We start from the raw sequence: 20257 nt of genomic DNA on the forward strand, positions 1-20257 counted from the left end.
TACTTAAACCAGCATTATTCACTAAGATGTTAATTTGGCCTAGTTCTTCCTTAATCTTTTGAACCATTGCCATTACAGATTCTTTATTTGCTACATCTACATTAACTACGCAGGTTTTACGTCCAAGAGCTTCAATCTCCCGCACAACTTCATCTTCACGAGTGATAGATCGACTCGCTAGTCCAATATCTGCTCCCTCATTAGCAAATGCTAAGGCAACGGCCTTGCCTATGCCATCCTTTGCACCAGTCACTAACGCTACTTTTCCAGCAAGTTTCATGGTTTTTCCTCCAATACATAATTTTTTCACATAAATACAACGCCCTTATTATAAGTTCCTAAAAACCTATTCGGATCCACATGATGCAAAGTCTCTGATTCAACAATTTTGAACCATTCTTTTACGATATTGTCGTGTCCAAGGAAATGTCTATTCTTAAACTCGTTTGATCTAGTATCGTAAATATAGTCTTCTTTCCACTTTCCAATATTTTTGACAGTCTCTTTTATCGCATAAACAATATAATGTACTTCTTCATCTGTCATAATAGAGTGTATTGATAACCTTACCCAGCCTGGTTTCTGCGACAAGTCTCCTGAATCAATCAAGTTGGTAATTTGGCAGGATGTTCTTCGATCAACGTTCAACAGATAATGTCCATAAGTCCCCGCACAGGAACACCCTCCTCTTGACTGAATGCCGAATCGATCATTGAGTATTTTTACCAAAAGATTATAGTGGATATTGTCCACATAAAAGGACAGAATCCCCAGTCGGTCCCTGATATTTTCTGCAAGAATGTGCAGTCCATCAATACTATTGAGTCCGTTGAACAGTATCTTTATTAATTCCTTTTCTCTCTTAATTATCTTCTCAACATCCATTTTATCCTTAAGTTCTAAACAAAGTGAGGTCTTGATGGCCTGTAAGAATCCAGGAGTTCCCCCGTCCTCCCGTATTTCTATTTCATAAGAATACTTATGCTCTCCCCAAGGATTCGTCCAATCTAATGTGCCGCCACCCGGATTGTCAGGTATTTTGTTTAAATATAGCCTTGAATCAAATATGAGCACACCTGATGTTCCAGGACCTCCTAAAAACTTGTGCGGTGAAAAAAATATAGCATCTAGTTTTTCTTCGGGATCAGCGGGATGCATATCAATAGGGGTATAGGGCGCCGAAGTTGCAAAATCCACAAAACAAATACCCCCATTCTGATGCATCAGCTTGGCCATCTGATGGTATGGTGTCCGAATTCCTGTTACATTGGAGCAAGCTGTAAAAGAACCTATTTTGAATTTTCGAGCACTGTACTCCTTTAATAGCTCCTCTAGATTATCCAGGTCAATCAACCCGTTTTTGTCAGGACTTATTATCTTAACTTCCGCAATTGTTTCAAGCCACGAGATTTGATTGGAATGGTGTTCCATATGGGTGATGAACACTACAGGTTTTAACTCTTGGGGGATATTGACAAATGGACGAAGGTTTTCATGCACCTTGAGTCCCAGTATTCGCTGCAGTTTATTTAGAACTTCGGTCATACCAGAACCCGCTGTAATGATAACATCATTTTTATCTGCATTTACATGCTCTTTAATCCTCTGATGGGCAAAATGGTAAGCCCGTGTCATCAACATTCCTGTCTCACTAGACTCTGAATGAGTATTTCCAACGAAGGGTCCGAAACTATTAATAATTATGTTTTCAATTGGACGATATAATCTGCCACTGGCGGTCCAGTCCGCATAAATCATCCTTAGATTTCCATAAAAGGTCCTAAACACTTGATTATAACCTATTGAATTATTTCTAAATTTTTCAAAATGATTTTCTAATTGCATTTAAAACCTCAATTCATTCGTTTGAAGAGTGAGTGTTACTAAAATAAGGGCCTCTCATTCCGCTGGCGTGGACTCTAAAGAGGGAAACGCGAGGGCTTGAACTAAAACGTAAGCTGCTTGTAGTGCCTCAGTAGGGCAAAGAGGGAAACATTCTTTGCAGCTCCAGCACTCCTTGGAGGCTATCTCGGGAATGAAACTTATCTCCCGGGTTTTTCCTTTGTCAACAAATGTAATAGCATTCTTTTTTTTGACTTCGGCACAGTACCTTACACACAGACCGCAATGAATACAAAACGAGGCTTCTTTTTCAAAACGGTCTTTTTTTGCTCCATACTCCTTAGCTAAATCCTGCAAATCAAAGGCATCTGGTGCATGAGCAAGTAATAGTTCCAAGATCATTTTTCGAATTCGATTTAACTTCTCAGACCTAGTTTTTACGACCAAATTGTTGGCCACTGGGTAAAGGCAGGCAGCAACAAAATTTGTCCAGCCGCGAACCTCTGCTTCTACTGTGCAAAAGCGGCAACCCCCATAAGGATCCAATTTCTCATGATGACAAAGTGTCGGAATTGTTATTCCCGCTTGTTGTGCAGCCTCTAAAACGGTCATGCCTTCACTTGCCGTGACTTCCTTTCCGTCAATCTGTAAAATAATTTCACTCATATTTCTATACTCCCTCTATTGCAGCTTCCTTGCAGGAATGCGCCGGGCACCGTTTCTCCTTGACGTGCGCCTCAAACTCATCTCTAAAGTACCTTAACATGCTCAATAACGGATTCTGAACACTCCTGCCCAACGAACAAAGGGCCGCCGCACCCATTACCTCGGCTAATTCCTCCATAAGCTCAATGTCCCCTTCTCTTCCTTTACCTTTGGTCATATTAGTCAGGATATTTTGCATCTGCCTGATCCCTTCACGGCATGGAACGCATTTGCCACACGACTCACCAGAGAGGAAATCAAGGAAGTACCTAGCCAGCTCAACTAAACAAGTGCCTTCATCCATTACCAATATGTCGCCTGCGCCCATTGAAGCTCCAAGTTTTGCAAGTACATCAAAATCCAACGGGTTGTCGATGAGACTCTCGGGAATTGTCCCTCCCATAGGTCCTCCAAGGTGAATTGCTTTAAGTCTCTTTCCGTTTGGAATTCCACCACCAAAGTCATAGACAATTTCTTTAAGCGAGGTCCCCATAGGAACTTCTACAATTGTTGAATTACATACATGGCCTGATAAGGATATGAGTTTTGTCCCCTTGCTCCGGTCTGTCCCGATACTGTTATACCATTCGGAACCCTTACTGATAATCTGAGGTACATTGGCCCAAGTTTCCACATTGTTCAGGTTGCTCGGTCTATCCCAAATACCATTTACTGAAGTGCGGATATACTTTGGTTTTGGCTCCGGTGCCTTCCCTTCGATAGACCTCATTAAGGCACTTGACTCGCCTGATACGAAGATTCCGACATCAAAATGCACCTCAACCTTAAAGTTGAAACCAGAACCAAGGATGTTTTCACCAAGAAGTCCGTATTCCTCTGCCTGGGCAAGAGCAATGTCAAGATTCTTTCTCAACTCCGGGGTATCATGTCTTGTGTAAATAAATCCTTGATGTGAACCGATAGCATACGCACCAATAATCAATCCTTCTAGTACGCTATGGGGATTAGCCTGGAAGAGGGCTCTATCCATATACGCCCCGGGCTCCCCTTCATGAGCGTTCACAATAACATACTTTTCTTCGTTGGGTGCATTACGGGTAGTCTCCCATTTCCTACCTGCAGGGAATCCACCGCCGCCCCGTCCGCGCAAGTTTGCTATCTTTACTTCTTCAAGAACTTGCACAGGGCTCATCTCAAAAAGAGCTTTGGCTAGCGCAGAATACCCGCCAATCATCAAGTAATCATCGATGCACTTCGGATTAATCTTTGAGTTATTCCCCATAAGAACCCGCATCTGGTTTTTATAGAAAGGTATCTCCGCCATATGTGTTGCTTTTTCACCGCTATTGGGGTCTGTATAAACCAGTCGGTCAATCACTTTTTTTTCAATGACCGTCTGGGAAATTATCTCCGGGACATCCTCTGGTTTTACCTCCAAATAGCAGATTTCTTCCGGATTAATAACTACTATCGGCCCTTTTTCACAAAAGCCGTGGCAGCCAGTGGTTACAATATCAATCTTAGATTCTAAGGATTGTTTATTGATTTCTTCTTTAAATGCACTGATAATCGTTCCATTTCCGAGACCGAGACAGCTGAGTCCAGCACATATAGCGATACTAGGCTTATCGGGATCTTTTTTTGACAAGATGCCCTGCCTTAGTTCTTCTAATTCAGCAGCTGAATTTATCCTTGTCATAATCATCCCTCAATCATATTTTTTTAACAGGTCTGCTATCTGGACACTCGATAACCTACTTTGAGTCACCTGATCAATTTTTATCATCGGACCACAGGTACAGCTTCCTTGGCAGTTAACGGTCTCCAAGCTAAACTTTTGGTCCAAATCCGTTTCACCAGGTTTAATTCCTATTAGGTCTTGCACCGTGTCGAGAACACTCTGCGCACCACGAATATGACAGGCAGTACCCGTACAGATTTGAATTTCATGACGTCCTTTGGGTGTTACACTAAATGATTTGTAATAGGTTGCTATTCTCAGTACTCGACTTAAGGGCACTTCTAATTTCTCACTGATCTTCACTAATATTTCCCTGGAAAGCCAATGTTCCTCTTCCTGAATCTCCATCATTACTCGTATCAGTGAACCGGCTTGGCCCTGGTATTTATTGAAAATTCGGTTAATTCTGTCGTTATTCATAGCTTCTCTATCCTGACCTCCTTCTTTCCCCTAATCCAGCATACTCTTTCACCTTAGGCGAGAGCAAAGCTCTTCTCGCCTTCCTCGAACCTGACTAATCCTTGCCTTGACGAACTATTAAGGTGCATTGATACTTCAGAGGGGGTCAGGTCTAAAACCTTTGTAATCTCTTCGGTTGTACGGGGTCCTTCCCGCAAGAGTGTGATAATTTGGCTGATCGCCATTTTTTCGCCAATTGTTTCTTTAAATAATCTATTGAACTCGTCACTGTTAAAAAAATTATAATATGCCTCCTCCGATTGAATAGATAGTCTCATTCTCTCTCTTTCCACCAGCCTGATATAGGGAACTAGGTTTGTAACTGCCTCGAGTTTGGCCTTCAATGCATTTTCATTGGCTCCTTCGCCTCTGCCGAGAGGTCCTAACGCCTTCACCTGCTTACCAAAATCGCTCATAACTTCGGCAAAAAGAATTCCATCACTGGAAGACATAGTTTCCAACCTTAACCGATCTGGGTTTAGTCCGATATACTCCATTATTTTCTTGCATAGAAGTACCATGTTTAATGCATGGTAATTTCCATGAGTCGCATAATTACATTCGTTAAAACGGCAACCCCCAATTATCACTCCATCCATGCCATTTGAGAAAGCTCTCAGTACAAATGACAGGTCGACCCTACCGGAACACATGACACGAATAAGCCTGCTTTCAGTCGTATATTGTAGTCTGGACACGCCAGCCAGGTCCGCTGACCCATAAACTCAAAAGTTGCATACAAATCCTAATATCTTAGGTTTAAATTTAAGTTCTATGCTCATTCGTTTTCACCCCCTCACTTAGTGATCCCTTCTTAATTTATATCTAACTGTTATATACAAACCGCTGCATCAATCTGGCTCAAAAGTTCTTCATCAGTAAAGTGCTTGAGTGATATAGCTCCTGTTGGACATTTTGTGTTACAGAGCCCATCACCTTTACAGAGAGCAGGATTAACTCCGGCCTTTCTGCCTTGTGGTGTATCAATAAATTCTATAGCACCGTAGGTACAAGCTGTAATACATGCCCCACATGAAATACATCTATTTCCATTCACCTCGCAAACAGAACCGGAGGCTACCACGGTATCATGAGAGAGAAGGGTTATGGCTCGACCAGCAGCTCCATAAGCTTGACTTACTGTTTCGGATATAAATTTGGGATAGTGTGCCATTCCGCAAAGATAAACCCCATCAACAGCAAATTCAACAGGTCTCAATTTGACATGGGCTTCTTTGTTAAAACCATCCGGATTGATTGCTAAGTTAAATAGCAGGTTTGCTTCCTGGCTTCCGGATGACGGGATAACTGCAGCAGCCAAGGCAAGTGCATCAGCCTCTATTTCAAGCTTCTTACCTAAAATAAGATCTTTCACCGAAACCCTTAAGACAGGCTGCCCTTCCTCATTCAAAACTGCCTCCACCTCGGGTTTATCCTGGGGTTCATAACGGATGAACCTTACTTCCTTATTTGCCGCCTCCCTGTAATAATCTTCTTTGAAACCATAGGTTCTCATATCTCTAAAGAGAACATAGATTTCCATCTGTGGGTTTATCTCTTTTAGCTTCAAGGCGTTCTTTATAGACTCACTGCAACATACCCGGCTACAGTAATTTCGGTCTTCATTTCTGCACCCAACGCATTGGATCATGACTAGACTCTCGGAATGAAGTAGTTTTTCATTCCTCTTGGCGATGTGCTCCTCCAACTCCAGGTGAGTCATTACCCTCTCATCTTCACCATAAAAATACTCAGTAGGTTTGTATATCTCAGCACCTGTAGCGAGGATAGCTGCTCCATGTTTTATCTCTATGAACCCTCTTTCTGATTTCACCTTGGTTAAGAAATTCCCAACGTAACCGGTTGTCTCAGTAATGGTTGCATCCGTATATACATGGATTGAAGGGTGCTTATAAACTTTTCGTATTAGATCTGTTAAGTACTCTTGTACATCCAGCCCCTCAAGGGTATAGTAAATCCTTCGTGCAATTCCTCCTAGGTCTGAATCCTTTTCAACCAGGTAAACTTCATGTCCCTGATTAGCAACACTCAGAGCACTGGTCAGGCCTGCAATACCTCCTCCTATCACTAAAGCAGTCTTGTTAACGTGCAATTCAAATTCTTGCAAAGGCTTCAGATGGGAAGCCCTCGCTACGGACATTCTGATTATATCCTTGGCCTTTTGGGTGGCCTCTTCCTTTTCCTTCCCGTGAACCCAGGAGCAATGTTCTCTAATATTAGCCATATCTAAGTAATATTGATTAATTCCAGCCTCCCTAAGGGTGTCGCGGAATAAAGGTTCAAGGGTTCTGGGAGAACAGGCGGCGATAACTACTCGATTGAGCCCTTTTTCCTTTACCATATCCGATATTTCTTTAGCCGAATTAGTAGCACATGAAAATAACTGTTCCTGAGCATAAACAACATTGGGCAAGGTTAAGGCATATTCAACTGTGGACGGAACATTTACTATCCTTGAGATATTTGCCCCGCAATGACATATAAAGACACCTATCTTTGGTTCCTCTTGAGAGACATCCCTTTCTTGAGGATATATCCTTTCTTGGTTCAGCTTCCCTCGCCTGTAATCGAGGAGTTCACCACATTGGGAGCCAGCAGCGCTGGCAGTAAAGACCGACTCAGGAATATCTGAAGGGCCCTGGAAGGCTCCACTTACAAAAATCCCAGGCCTAGTGGCCTCCGAAGGATTGGAAGGATTCGTTTTACAGAATCCATGAGAATTGAGCTCAATTCCGAATTTATTAACAAAACTCTTCGCCTCGGCAGGAGGGTTCAATCCGACGGATAATACTACCATATCAAATTCTTCTTCTTTTACTCCATGCTCTGGTGTAGAATATCTGATCGTGACATTCTTACTCTCTGGAATCTCTTTTCCTATGGATACATAGCTTCTAATAAAACGAACCCCAGGAAGATTTTCTGCTCTTTGGAAGTATCGCTCTAAATCTTTGTTATGAGAACGAACATCGTTATGAAATATAGTGCACTCGGTCTCAGCGTCATGTTCTTTTGTCAAAATTACTTGTTTTTGGGCATATGTGCAGCAGACAGATGAACAGTAACTATTTGCGCCCGCCGGGTTAACCTGTCTAGAACCGACACATTGAATCCACGCTATCTTTTTAGGATGCTTCTTGTCGGAAGCGCGCAATATCTCACCTTCGTATGCTCCTGAGGGACTCAAAATCCGTTCAAAATCAAGGCTGGTTACAACGTTCTGATACTTTCCGTAGCCATAGTCGTTTCTTAGCTTAGGATCAAAGGGTTCAAAACCCGGAGACAAAACGATTGCTCCTACATTGACTTCTACCTTCTCCGCAGTTTGGTTAAAATCAATGGCATCCGCCTTACAAACTGATTGGCAAAGACCACACTTCTTTTCTTTAAGATAAAGGCAGCTTTTGTCAATATAAGTGACCAGAGGAATTGCCTGAGCGAAATATATATGAATTGCTTTATTTTGTGAAATTTCCTGATTAAATTGATCCGGGTACTTCACCGGGCAGTATTCTACACACGTAGTACAACCCGTGCATTTGTCCTCATTAACATATTTAGGTTTTTTACTCAATGTTACCTTAAAGTTTCCAGCTTCCCCTTCTACATTGTCCACTTCAGTATAAGTTAGAACTTCAATATTTGGCTGCCGGTCGACCTCGACCAGTTTGGGGTTGAGTATTCAACTGGAGCAGTCATTAGTAGGAAAGGTCTTGTCAAGCTGAGCCATATGACCTCCAATACTCGGTGCTTTGTCAACCAAATAAACCTTATAACCAGCAGTCGCCAGATCAAGAGAAGCTTGAATACCGCTGATCCCTCCACCAACAACCATGACATCTCCATAATGACTGTTTCCAACACTATTACAAAGTTTTTGAACTTGTTCTTTTACCAGTAACTCGTGTTCCAATTTTCTATCACCCCTTTACCCTTCTAAATTACTTCCTGGAGGATTTCCGTAATGTCCTTGACCTGTATGACATCATCATAGTTCATGACTAACCTGCTATCCTCAAAATTGGTGATGCAATAGGGGCAGGAAGTAACCAACACTTCAGCCCCGACCTCAGTAGCTTGTTCTAATCTGAGGTTGGCGAATCTATCAGACTTGATCGTCTCTATCCAAATCCTGCCTCCCCCCATTCCACAGCAGAGACTGTTTTCTCGATTTTCAACCATCTCATTCATTTCTAAACCAGGAATCTTGTTTAGGATTTCTCGCGGTTGGTCATATATGTCATTATGACGGCCAAGATAACATGGATCGTGATAGGTTACTTTCTTCCCGTACTCCTTGCTAACCTGAAGTCTCCCTTCATTTATAAGCACGGATATATACTGGGAAATATGAATCACTTCAAAGTTCACATTGAATTCGGGATATTCGTTCTTGAAGGTGTGGTAGCAATGAGGGGAATTAACAACGATTTTCTTAACTCCGTTTTCGATCCACGTTTTGATGTTTTCCTTTGCCATGCGTTTGAATAATTCCTCATTTCCCGTCTTACGGATGCTTTCTCCACAACAATTTTCAATCGATCCCAGTATTCCGAAATCTACGCCCGCCTTTTTGAGAATCTTGGCTGTAGCAACAGCTACTTTCTTTAATCTTGAGTCATAGCTGAGATAACACCCAGGGAAATACAAAATTTCCATTCCTTCGGTAAATGTTTTTACACCGAGGCCCTCTGCCCAGTCTGCCCTCTTTCCTCGATCTTCTCCGAAGGGGTTACCATCAGAGGTGAGTCCTGAGCTTGCTGCGCGAATAGGCTTGACAGCCTCAGGAAAAACCCCATATCCCGTGGCAAATCTGCGCAGGCCTATCATATTTTGTATCTGCTTTACGTCCCGAGGACATTGCTGCTGACACCTTCCGCAGGTAGTGCAACGCCAGATCTCTTCAGTTTCTATCTCCGTCAAACCGAAGGTTGCCTCTCGAATTTGCTTGCGCATACTGAACGTTCTAACCCTATTCCAGGGACAAAGAGAGTCGCATTTTCCACATTGATAACAGAATTTAAAGGCTTCTGCCCCGCTCTCTTTTATTTCATCGATTACCTCTTTGAAAGGTGCTACGGTCTCCACGAGTTTAATCACCTTCTATCCCATTTAGTTGGGTACATTCTTTTTATTGGGGACATTCCTGTCCATAAAGTATCACCCAAGCTTCAGCAGGTGTGTCTCTTTTCCTTTTAGAGTATCACCCAAGCTTCAACAGGTGTGTCCCCTTTATTTATTTAGCTCTTCTGTGACATTCGAACAACCGTATCCAAGAGGTTCTGTAATCCATGTTTGTCTACTAATGATTTCAATCCTCTCTCTATATCACTTAGCTTCACTTCTTCTTCAACTTCCTCTTCCCTTTCCTCGTAAGTCAGGGCATCAGCTAAGCACCACTGAACACACAGAGGCTCTTGTCCCGGATCATTCTCTTCACACATATCACATTTGAGAGGAAGGCCGGAATCGGGTTCTTTGAAAAAGCCCCGAGATGGGCAGGAAGCCCTGCAAAAGCCGCACTCGTCGTATTCCTTTCCGTCAATCACATATTTGTCTCTACCCATACATTCCGCTGCAGTATATTCACCCGCATATACAGGAACAAATACGTCTCTTATTGGATCACGTGTTAGTCTAATACGAGCCCTCGCCGGATTATTACTGCTGTATTTTGGCGTAGCGTGAAAGGATGAACAGATTACCTCACACGCCTTACAGCCATTACATTTATTAAGATCAATTTTAATAGACTTGACTTTTTTCCTAACTTTGCTCATCATAAATCCCTCTCTGTTCAAAGTCCTCGGCAACATAATCTAAACCTAATGCCTGTAGTGTCTCTTTAGTAGGAATACCCTGATTGTTAAATCCCCTAAATTTGTAATACTCATCTAAGAGCTTCGTTTCAAGCTCGGGGAACCTATGCCTCCAATGATCCTCCGGCGGACGTTCATCCTTTCTTCTTAAGCCTCTTCTGTTGTTGATAGCCCTAACTAAAGTCCGGTTTCTCCTAGCTGCCTTTGTTAGTCTGTCTTCGTCAAAATCCACCCCGATGGCTGCTGAGATTACCTCAGGGTAATTGTGCATATGATAAGCCGGCTTTAGAGGGAATGAGGACAAACCGGCGCACATCCCGAGGGAGTCATCAATGTAATGCATCCTCTCCATCCAGTCTACAAGTTCACAGGACATTTGAACCGTTGGGTAATAGGGATTTGAATTTTCTCCCCGTGGGTTCCAATCCAGAAAATATTGTTTGAACTTTTCATCTGGAACATGGTGCCAATCCTTAATAAACTCTTCTCGATCCTCCCTGTTAGGAAATGGTCCTTGGGGGAACTGACCTTCAATTTGATTGATACCTATTTTCTCGCCGGTACAATACATAAGGAAATAAATAGGATTCAGCATCCCTAATTTAAGCGGTACCTGCTCATGTTTTTTTATGTTGTTATGAGCATACGCTTCTGCACCATTACCAATCTGTTTGGCTGCCCAGTAGGTACCATTAGCTAAAATATCTCCTATTCCTTCGCGCTGGGCAATTTTGTCAAGGAACCAGAAAAACCTCTCCTCTGTATCGGACGGCATTCCCGGTAGATCCTTGTCAGTCAAAATGCCAGCTTCATAAAGTTCTATGGCAAAGGCAATCGATTGCGGGGTTGTAAATCCGTCTACTCCATAGGCTTGAGCCTTAGCATTGATTCGATAACCAAAGTCCAAGTCCGACATAGCAGCCATAGTATAAGTTAGTTTTGAGTAACACTTCATCATGTATTTAGGAATGCCCGGATAGGCAACAGATGCACCACAACTCAAAGGACAATTGTAACAGCTTAAAAACCGTTCCAGCGTCTTTTCTGCAGTTTCAGTCCAATTCTTTTCGACTTCTTCCGTCCAAAAATCTTTTCTACGTGTACGGGCATTGCCCCACGCGAAGCCAGTGGTGTGCCACTTTTCATCATGGAGTTTCATTTCTTGCGGCGCCCCAAGCCCTTCAAAAATAGGCTCTACCATTCCAAGGGGATTTTTGCTCCTAAATTTTACATATTTCAGTATATCGTTACAATGCTCCATAAACTCAGCCGGTCTGGCAATATTAATCTCCTTGGTGCCACGAACAGCAATCGCCTTTAACCTTTTATCCCCCATCACGCCGCCCATTCCTTGACGACTACAACTGGATTTGCCCTGCTCAATTGAGGCAAAATAGACTCTATTCTCTCCAGCTAGGCCAATTGAAGCTACTTGAGCGTTTGGTTCCTTTAACTCCTGCCGAATAATGTCTGCCGTTTCCAAGGTGCCTTTCCCCTGAAGATGACTAGCATCACGTATTTCCACTTTGTTATTGTTTATCCATAAATAAACCAGACTAGGGGATTGACCGCGAATAATTATTTTGTCATAGCCGGCATGTTTTAACTCCGAAGCAAAAAATCCTCCCATCATTGAAAAGGCCATTAACTTAGTCTGAGGAGAAAAGGAAGAAACAATGGTACGGTTTGCACCAGGAGCTGGCGTTCCACCTAAAAGACCTGCGCTAAATATCAGTAGATTCTCAGGTGAATATGGGTCAGCATCAGCAGGTACCCTATCCCATAATATCTTGGCGTTTGTACCTAGCCCCCCAAGATGAAGTTCCGTTAATTTCGGATCTGTTTCTACCTTCTCAATATTTCCTCGAGATAAATCAATTTCAAGATTATACCCCGTCTCTGCATATCTCATTTTTCAACCCCTCTATCTAGGGGAGGTGCCATCACTTCTTCAAAGAATTCTGTGGTATATGGCTTACATTCTACCTGCAACTGACGATACTTAATAAAGTCAATAGTGTCTTTACCGGTTGTTTTCTTGTTGTTAAAAGCATTAAAGCCCATATACGCCTCACTTTGCATGTTAGCCACCAACCAGTGACGATTCAGTAGTTTTGCTTGATCCCAGAAAAATTTCTTCTTGCCGCGGACACCATCAATTGACATCATCAGACAGTTAGGGAACAAGTTGGTAAACACATAGAGAATCCTATCAATTTCTTTATCCAACAGGGTAAAGTCTATAATGGCTTCACTCATTATTTTTTTAGCCTCTGCAGCAGCTTCTCCTGTTTTAAAGTCTCCATAAACGATCTCTCCGTCTTCAACATAGTTTTCCGTCTTAACCATCGGGTTACGGATAAACTTTCCGTCTACTTTCAAGACGGGGAAGGTTTTACTGATCATGCCCATCCGATGAACTTTATAAGCGCTCCACATTTCACAGGAAATACAATTCCACATAGCCTGCTCCATAGTTAAATATTCAGGAAGAAAGTCTGTGGCTCCACCTACGGGAGCAGATCCGTGTTTCGGGCCTGCCTGCCCAAAAACAGCAAGGTCGGAAGCCACAGTGAGGTCGCACGCTAGGCCAATCTCCTGACCGCCGGCAACCCTCATGCCGTTTACCCTGCAGATAACAGGTTTTTTGCAATTGAGGATACCATCAACCATAGCGTTGAAGAGATCCATGTAATAGCCGTACTCCGTACCATTCATGCTGTAATACTCAGAATATTCCTTTGTGTTGCCCCCTGTACAGAATGCCTTGTCTCCAACAGCAGTAAAGATAACAGCAACAACAGAGCGATCAGCCGATGCTTTTTGCATACCGGCAATAACCCCTTTAACCATTTCTGTTGTGTAGGAATTAAATTGTGAGGGGTTGTTTAGAATTACCCAAGCTGAATAAAGATCTGGCACGATGTTTCCTTGGGGGTCTAAGATGGGCTTTTTCTCATACAAAACGCTGGGTGCTTCAGTTCCAAAGTGTTCATTTCCATATAGCTCATGATTTTTTGTATCTGTTTGACGGGGCCATCGGTTTAAACTATTTAAGTCCATCATCAATTTCCTCCTTAATAATAGCCTGAATCAATCTTCTAACCTTCTAAATCCCAATCTCCGCATACTTCCCTCCATTATTTTGGAAATATTTAGTTCTTAGTTGTCTTATATGCAAGCACAGTGCCATTTTACAAAGCACTTAATAACTATATTGACGATGTGTTGAAACCCAAAGTTCAAATGTATGAAATGAAGAGTCAACGGTTTATAGATGTCAAATTATTTTAAATATTTAAATAATAATAATAATAAACACCACTGCAAACCTGCAGTGGTGTTTATTATCTTCCGTAAAAAATCTTCTTGAATCGCAGCTTGGACCGAGTCATATTTGCATCGCCATAATGCAGAAATGATTCGGTGTCAGATGAATGCTCTACTGTGAAACTGACGACTTAGCATCGGTTCGAAAACGAGCCATTCTTCGAACTATGGTAGACTGATTAACTCCCAAGGCAGCGGCTGCTCGATAGGTACTACCATATTTATCCAATGCCATATCGATAAGTTGTCGTTCTACTTCATATACAGCTTTTTTCAATGGCATTAATGTATTGATTGATACTCCACCTAATTTACTGGTACTCCGGTTAAAGGAGTTAGGCAACTGGGATATGGAAATCAATTCTCCCGCCGAAACAACCATTAAACGCTCAACCATATTTTCTAACTCCCGAACATTACCTGGCCAATCATATTCCAGAAAAGCTTCAATCACCTCGGAAGAAAATTCTCGCTTAAAACCGTACTTTTTACTAAATTTATCTCTGAAATGATAAAGAAGAGGGATGATATCCTCATATCGTTGACGCAATGGCGGAATCAAAATCGGGACTACATTTAATCGAAAAAACAGATCCTCTCTAAATTGCCCCGCCTTAGTCATCTCTTCAAGATTTTTGTGTGTTGCAGCTAAGATTCGTACATTAACTCGGCGCGGAGTTGCTCCTCCAACTGGAACAAACTCCCGTTCTTGAATAACCCTTAAAAGCTTGGACTGAAGGTTCAAGGGAAAATCACCAATTTCATCGAGCAAAAGCGTTCCATTATGAGCGAGTTCGAACATACCCATCTTACCTTCTCTACGAGCCCCCGTAAACGCCCCTGACTCATATCCGAAAAGTTCGGATTCTAACAAATTCTCCGGGATAGCCCCACAATTGAGTTTAATAAAAGGGCCTTCGGAGCGATTGCTTTGGGTATGAAGGAGTTTCGCAATACCTTCCTTGCCTACACCGGATTCACCGTAAATAAGGACCGTTGAATCAACCTTAGCTACACGCCGGATTAATTCGAATATTCGTTCCATCTCGGGGCCGTTGCCAATCATCCCCCCTGTATCCTGACGATTACGCAATTCCGATAGCTCTTGATGGTATTTATCACTTAGACGCTTGGTATCAATCAGTTCCTGCCGTAGTTGATTAAGACTGGTCATATCTCTAAGGTTTATAACTACCCTCATGAGCTTTCCTTCTTCATCAAAAACAGGAGTACCCGTGACAAGCAAACTATGATTTTGCTTATTTTCCATAATTGTAACTGGTTGCTTGCGTTGCGGAACCAATTCAACTAATGAATGAACATAGGTAACGTCTTCAATTTCTCTGATTCCTTTTCCAATAAAATCCTGAGCATTACAAAGGCTCATTTTTTTAAACGTTTCATTAAATCTTAGGACAATGCCCGCCGCATCAGTAACTAATAAACCGTCTGAGGAGGACTGGATTATGGAATCGAGTTCACGATTAAGTTCCTTGACTGTAGCTAATTCCTGTGATACCGATTCAATCTCTGATATATCTTGAAATACGACAACAGCCCCAGTAATCCGACCGTTTTGAATTACTGGATCTTTGTTCATGATATAAGTCCCACGTCCTACTCGAAGCTTTTGGGAGTACTCCGATTTTCCTGTTTCTAGAGTCTCCATCAGACCCATAGGCACCAAGACATCTAAGACATGGCGTCCAATAGCTCTTCCACGAGAAACCCTAGTAAATCCTTCGGCTGCCCTATTAAATGACGATATTATACCATCGCTATTAATCACTACAATACCATTATGCGCAGAACTTAGCACAGCTTCGAGTTCTTTAATCTGGAATTCAGCTTCTTGATATAATGCAACAGCTAGGTCAGCACGGTTCAAAATCCCAACTATCTGCCCATCCTCTTCAATTACCACTGCCAAATCAAATTGGTAACCCCAAGCCTCACTCAGACGCAAAGAAGGCTTAATAATGATTGGATCCCGTTCCACAGCTTGTAGACAACTCAACTCAGCAAATGAACAGTCGTTATCGATGACGCTCTCGACAAGTGTCTTCATTGTAACTATTCCTATTAGTTTCCCATTTTTATCCACGACAGGCCAGCCGGAAGAATCAGCTTTTCTTAACCTCTGCAAGGCTTCCAAGCAAGAATTGGTCTCGTTCAGACAAACTGATATCTGGGTCATGATTTCTTCTACCCATATCATAACACCAAGCTAGTTTCCAATAGCTCTTTCAATGTCGTTGGAGACACAAGCCTCTCGCCTCCTCCCAATTAAGGTTTACGTTGATTATATCTGGGGTAAGATTATCCGTCAATTAACAAAAACCAAGGGTTTCTGGGTACCATTTATTCAGTTGAGAGGCTGAAAGTCTGCCCAAATTACTTCTTGACAAAAGTTTCCAGTCTATGGGATAATAATCAACATAATATTCTTAATATTAAGTTAATTATTATTATACAATTTTTACCAAAATAGTTCAAATGGCCCAATCATTTAGGAAAAAGGTACTAACTCAATTTGTTCAAAAACGTTTTATAATATAACTGTTACATACTAGGCCAAGTAATTTTCTTTATGTATGTAGAGGAGACGTAGTAGGTTCCTTTTAATTTTCTAGAAATGAGGGATTAGCTTGAAACTTCGAGCCCTACTAATCGATGACGAGCGCACTGCCCTTGAAGAACTTCGCTATTTACTCCAGCCCTTTGAGGATGTCGAGGTTGTTGGCGAAGCCACAAATGCTCCAGAAGCCTTAGAATTAATCTGTCATCAGGATTATTCAATAATTTTTTTAGGCCTTTTTATGCCAAGCTTGAACTGGGTTGACCTAGCAAATCTATCCCGGAAAAAGCCGAATTCAGCTGCAATAATCTTCACCACCGCTAACGTAGAATACGGGTTTGCTTTTGCCCTAAATGCTTTAGACTATCTCCTTAAACCCATTCACCCTAAACGTCTTGAAGAGGCTTTAACGAAAGTGCGGCAATTTCAAGGCATCCTATCTATACCAAAGAGTAATCCGCTACCCTCTGTTAGAAATGGAGTTATTGAACCTTCACCGCCTATGCGTCTAGAGGTTGTACCGGTTGAACATAGGGGTAAAATAGTTTTATTACACCAGAAAGACATTATCTTTATCTATACTAATAAAGGTAATGTCTACATTAAAACCCAAAAGGACTCTTACCTAACCCTTTTTACCTTACAGGAGTTGGAATTGCGTTTAAGTTCCACTCTCTTTTTCCGCTCCCATCGATGTTATATAGTTAACGTTTCACGCATGCGAGAACTAATTCCCTATTTTAATGGGACTTACACCATAGTGGTCGATGACCATGAAGGCAGCCAAATCCCAATGAGTCGAACCAAATCCCGTATACTCAAAGAAATGTTAGGTCTTTAAAGCATATTTCAAGAAAAACCGAGGCATTAGCCTCGGTTTTTCTTGAAATCAGTGATTGTCTAGTAGGCATTAATCGATACAATTCGATTAATTCTCCTCATCATCGGTTCCGAACTAATTTACTATTAGTGACTCCTCAGGGCATTCTTGACTGGATAAGTCTGCATCTTTTATTATCTCACTTGTGATAAACACATTGGGTAAAATATTATTAGCATAGTACTTAGCACTGGCTATTTTCCCTTTGTAGAAGGTAATATCGAAATGATCCGAAGATAATTGAGCTATTTGTTTTTGAGCGATCAGTGCCTGTTCAAGCAAACATTCAGCAACCATAACCTGAGAACATATGAAGAGAGTTCTGATGGCATATAAACCGATCAACTCTTCCATCTTGTTAAGCTGCCAGGTATCGAATAATTTCTTGACGCCATCCATACAATGATAGGCCTTTTCTAGGTTTATGAATTCCTTCTCTAGACCAGGGGTGCCCTTGTGAGCTTGAATAAAGGTCAATATGTCATCCATCCAATTGGCAAAAGGTTGGCCATCTCCCATCCGCATTTTACGTTTCACAAGATCCTGGGCATGAATGTATGAGGTGCCTTCCCAGATGGTCGATATTTTGCAGTCTCGCACATACTGCTCTATTGAAAACTCCTTGGTGTAGCCAACTCCACCTAATACTTGCATAGCTTCACATGTCATAGCAACCGCTGTTTCACTACTATAGCACTTGATCAAAGGAGTGAGTATTGCCGCAATATCCTCATATTTCTTGGCTTTGATTCTATCACTAGAATTTTCGGCAATATCAAGACTGTAGAATCCCTTAAATATCATAGCCCTTATCCCTTCAGTTTGAGCCTTCATATCCATTAACATTCTTTTCACGTCAGGATGCTTAATAATTGGTACTCTTTCTCCATTTATGTAGCCTTGGATTCTTTCAACAGCATATTGGGAAGCTTGTGAATAGGCTGCAGAAGCTTGTGAATTAGCGTTGTGTCCCGCTCCGATACGGGATTCATTCATCATTCGGAACATCATTGCCAAACCTTGGGATCGACCCTTTTCATCCGGAGGTGCACCTAGCATTATCCCGAAACATTCATCATTTTCTCCGTAGTTTAACATACACGTAGCTGATCCCTTGAGACCCATCTTATGCTCCACCGCTATGGTAGTTACGTCATTAGGTTTTCCGACGCTGCCATCTTCGTTAACCCAATATTTCGGTACAATATACAGCCCTAAACCAGCTGATCCTTTACAGCCCTGAGGGGGTCGTGCTAACACCAAATGGATAATATTATCACATATAGATCCATCTCCAGCCGTGATAAACATCTTAGTCCCTTTGATCTTATATACCCTAGGGTCATCTGTTGGATAGGACTTCGCTAAAGCATCTCCTACATCTGAACCTGCAGAAGGTTCTGTGAGGTTCATAGTCCCTTGCCATTCACCACTTAGCATTTTGGGAATAAACCTTTTCTTATCATCCTCCGTACCATAATTCAGAATCACATTAGCTGCACCCGAAGTAAGTTTAATGTTTGTATTCATGGCTGGGCAGGACGCCGAAACCAGCTCTGATACTGCTTTGAAAATAAGGAGAGGCATCCCACTTTCAACTTGGACACATTCACTGCTGGAACCCCACCCGTTTTTCTGAATAAATTGAAACACTTCTCTATAGCCTGAGGGAGATGTTACAATCCCATTTTCAAAGCGCACAGGGTTTTTGTCACCTGCAGCATTAATTGGACTTATAACCTCACGACACATTTTATATCCTTCATTCAAAATCTGATCAATATCTTCAATACTGTATTCTTTAAAACGTTCACACTCTAATACTTCCTGAGTAGGTAACCATTCTTTTAAAATAAATCTTAAATCACGAGTATCGTATTTAAATTCCATCTGCAGATTCCTCCAATTCAATTAACTAGATTTACTCCCTTGAAAATCTCTCAAGGAATAATTTCATGTAATCCAGCAACGCAAAGAATCCAAAACTGTAAGAAAACCCACAGAAGTTATTTATTTCTTCTGTGGGTTTTTCCCTCGGGCGACCTGGAATGTTACTTTTAATTTACTATCAGAGACTCCTCAGGACATTCTTGACTAGATAAGTCAGCGTTTTTAATTATTTCGCTTAAGATAAATACATTGGGCAAAATATTTTTGGCATAGTACTTAGCACTAGCTACTTTTCCCTTGTAGAAGTTAATGTCGAAATGGTCCGCCGATTGGTCTATTTGTTTTTGGGCAATCAGAGCCTGCTCAAGCAAACTTTCGGCTACCACTACCTGGGCACATATAAATAAAGTTCTTGTCGCATATAAGCCGATTAATTCTACCATCTTATTCATCTGCCATGAATCGTATATTTTCTTTACTTCATCCATACAATGATAGGCCTTTTCAAGGTTATTGAATTCCTTCTCTAAGCCAGGGGTACCCTTGTTAGTCTGAATAAAGGACACAATATCTGCCATCCAATCAGCAAAAGGTTGGCCATCTCCCATCCTCATTTTACGTTTAACAAGATCCTGGGCATGAATGTAAGAGGTTCCTTCCCAGATCGTCAATATTTTGCTATCCCGTACAGACTGCTCTATAGGAAACTCATTAGTGTAGCCTACTCCACCTAATACTTGCATGGCTTCACAAGTCATAACAACTGCTGTTTCACTACTGTAGCACTTGATTAAGGGTGTAAGAATAGCAGCAATAGCTTCGCATTTTTTGGCTTTGACCTTATCATTTGAGTTTTCGGCGATATCCAGACTATAGTATCCTTTAAATATCATCGCCCTTATCCCTTCAGTGTGAGCCTTCATATCCATCAGCATTCTTCTCACATCGGGATGTTTAACGATAGGTACCCTCTCTCCTTTGATATAGCCCTGGACTCTTTCCACCGCATACTGGGAAGCTTGAGCATAAGC

The 20257-nt window shown here is 41.8% G+C and carries 15 protein-coding genes; 1 reads left to right on the top strand and 14 read right to left on the bottom strand.

Features of this window, described 5'->3' with window-relative positions; translation table 11 throughout:
* From HGJ98_RS21320 to HGJ98_RS21375, 12 genes are all read right to left on the bottom strand, one after another.
* Positions 1-280, bottom strand: a 280-nt coding sequence (locus tag HGJ98_RS21320) for an SDR family NAD(P)-dependent oxidoreductase (protein ID WP_291353791.1), incomplete at its 3' end; no start/stop codon positions are given.
* A 26-nt stretch (positions 281-306) separates the two neighbouring features.
* Entirely contained in the window at positions 307-1845 is a 1539-nt protein-coding gene (locus HGJ98_RS21325; RefSeq protein ID WP_291353793.1) for an aminotransferase class V-fold PLP-dependent enzyme, read from the bottom strand.
* A 54-nt stretch (positions 1846-1899) separates the two neighbouring features.
* Positions 1900-2508, bottom strand: coding sequence for a 2Fe-2S iron-sulfur cluster-binding protein (locus tag HGJ98_RS21330; protein ID WP_291353795.1), 609 nt, complete (start codon positions 2506-2508; stop codon positions 1900-1902).
* A 4-nt stretch (positions 2509-2512) separates the two neighbouring features.
* Positions 2513-4207: an NADH-ubiquinone oxidoreductase-F iron-sulfur binding region domain-containing protein gene (locus tag HGJ98_RS21335; protein WP_291353797.1), complete on the bottom strand. Its 1695-nt coding sequence runs from the start codon at positions 4205-4207 to the stop codon at positions 2513-2515.
* A gap of 9 nt (positions 4208-4216) precedes the next feature.
* Entirely contained in the window at positions 4217-4669 is a 453-nt protein-coding gene (locus HGJ98_RS21340; protein ID WP_291353799.1) for an NAD(P)H-dependent oxidoreductase subunit E, read from the bottom strand.
* 53 nt (positions 4670-4722) lie between these two features.
* On the bottom strand, positions 4723-5490 hold the full coding sequence (locus HGJ98_RS21345) for a hydrogenase iron-sulfur subunit (protein ID WP_291353801.1): 768 nt from the start codon (positions 5488-5490) through the stop codon (positions 4723-4725).
* Between the two features lie 50 nt (positions 5491-5540).
* Positions 5541-8627 carry a CoB--CoM heterodisulfide reductase iron-sulfur subunit A family protein gene (locus HGJ98_RS21350; RefSeq protein WP_291353818.1) on the bottom strand — a complete coding sequence of 1029 codons (3087 nt, stop codon included), beginning with the start codon at positions 8625-8627 and terminating at the stop codon, positions 5541-5543.
* Positions 8628-8665: 38 nt separating this feature from the next.
* Positions 8666-9817, bottom strand: coding sequence for a (Fe-S)-binding protein (locus tag HGJ98_RS21355; RefSeq protein WP_291353803.1), 1152 nt, complete (start codon positions 9815-9817; stop codon positions 8666-8668).
* A gap of 152 nt (positions 9818-9969) precedes the next feature.
* On the bottom strand, positions 9970-10509 hold the full coding sequence (locus HGJ98_RS21360; RefSeq protein ID WP_291353805.1) for a 4Fe-4S dicluster domain-containing protein: 540 nt from the start codon (positions 10507-10509) through the stop codon (positions 9970-9972).
* A complete protein-coding gene (locus HGJ98_RS21365; RefSeq protein ID WP_291353807.1) occupies positions 10496-12460 on the bottom strand; it encodes an aldehyde ferredoxin oxidoreductase N-terminal domain-containing protein in 1965 nt (654 codons plus the stop codon). The genes HGJ98_RS21360 and HGJ98_RS21365 overlap by 14 nt, the downstream gene beginning before the upstream one ends.
* Positions 12457-13611, bottom strand: a complete 1155-nt coding sequence (gene oah, locus HGJ98_RS21370; protein WP_291353809.1) for a 6-oxocyclohex-1-ene-1-carbonyl-CoA hydratase — start codon at positions 13609-13611, stop codon at positions 12457-12459. Before oah ends, HGJ98_RS21365 begins: the two co-directional genes overlap by 4 nt.
* A 379-nt stretch (positions 13612-13990) precedes the next feature.
* Positions 13991-16096, bottom strand: a complete 2106-nt coding sequence (locus HGJ98_RS21375) for a sigma-54-dependent Fis family transcriptional regulator (protein WP_291353811.1) — start codon at positions 16094-16096, stop codon at positions 13991-13993.
* Positions 16097-16526: 430 nt separating this feature from the next.
* Here HGJ98_RS21375 and HGJ98_RS21380 point away from each other — a divergent pair, with 430 nt between their 5' ends.
* Complete coding sequence (locus HGJ98_RS21380) at positions 16527-17297, top strand: LytTR family DNA-binding domain-containing protein (protein ID WP_291353813.1); 771 nt, start codon at positions 16527-16529, stop codon at positions 17295-17297.
* 114 nt (positions 17298-17411) lie between these two features.
* On the opposite strand, the gene HGJ98_RS21385 is transcribed toward HGJ98_RS21380, so the two are convergent.
* Positions 17412-19226 (bottom strand): acyl-CoA dehydrogenase, encoded by a 1815-nt coding sequence (locus HGJ98_RS21385; RefSeq protein WP_291353814.1) that lies wholly within the window; start codon positions 19224-19226, stop codon positions 17412-17414.
* Between the two features lie 167 nt (positions 19227-19393).
* Positions 19394-20257 (bottom strand): acyl-CoA dehydrogenase (locus HGJ98_RS21390; protein WP_291353816.1); only part of this gene is annotated, 864 nt, incomplete at its 5' end.

This window comes from Desulfosporosinus sp. (assembly GCF_014237355.1).
Lineage (GTDB): Bacteria > Bacillota > Desulfitobacteriia > Desulfitobacteriales > Desulfitobacteriaceae > Desulfosporosinus.

What these genes read in the sequence shown, in the direction of transcription:
- HGJ98_RS21375 (WP_291353811.1), bottom strand. Translation starts at nt 16,096, where the DNA reads ATGATATGGGTAGAAGAAATCATGACCCAGATATCAGTTTGTCTGAAC.
- HGJ98_RS21365 (WP_291353807.1), bottom strand. Translation starts at nt 12,460, where the DNA reads ATGAGATATGCAGAGACGGGGTATAATCTTGAAATTGATTTATCTCGA.
- HGJ98_RS21335 (WP_291353797.1), bottom strand. Translation starts at nt 4,207, where the DNA reads ATGACAAGGATAAATTCAGCTGCTGAATTAGAAGAACTAAGGCAGGGC.
- HGJ98_RS21385 (WP_291353814.1), bottom strand. Translation starts at nt 19,226, where the DNA reads ATGGAATTTAAATACGATACTCGTGATTTAAGATTTATTTTAAAAGAA.
- HGJ98_RS21330 (WP_291353795.1), bottom strand. Translation starts at nt 2,508, where the DNA reads ATGAGTGAAATTATTTTACAGATTGACGGAAAGGAAGTCACGGCAAGT.
- oah (WP_291353809.1), bottom strand. Translation starts at nt 13,611, where the DNA reads ATGGACTTAAATAGTTTAAACCGATGGCCCCGTCAAACAGATACAAAA.
- HGJ98_RS21340 (WP_291353799.1), bottom strand. Translation starts at nt 4,669, where the DNA reads ATGAATAACGACAGAATTAACCGAATTTTCAATAAATACCAGGGCCAA.
- HGJ98_RS21360 (WP_291353805.1), bottom strand. Translation starts at nt 10,509, where the DNA reads ATGAGCAAAGTTAGGAAAAAAGTCAAGTCTATTAAAATTGATCTTAAT.
- HGJ98_RS21325 (WP_291353793.1), bottom strand. Translation starts at nt 1,845, where the DNA reads ATGCAATTAGAAAATCATTTTGAAAAATTTAGAAATAATTCAATAGGT.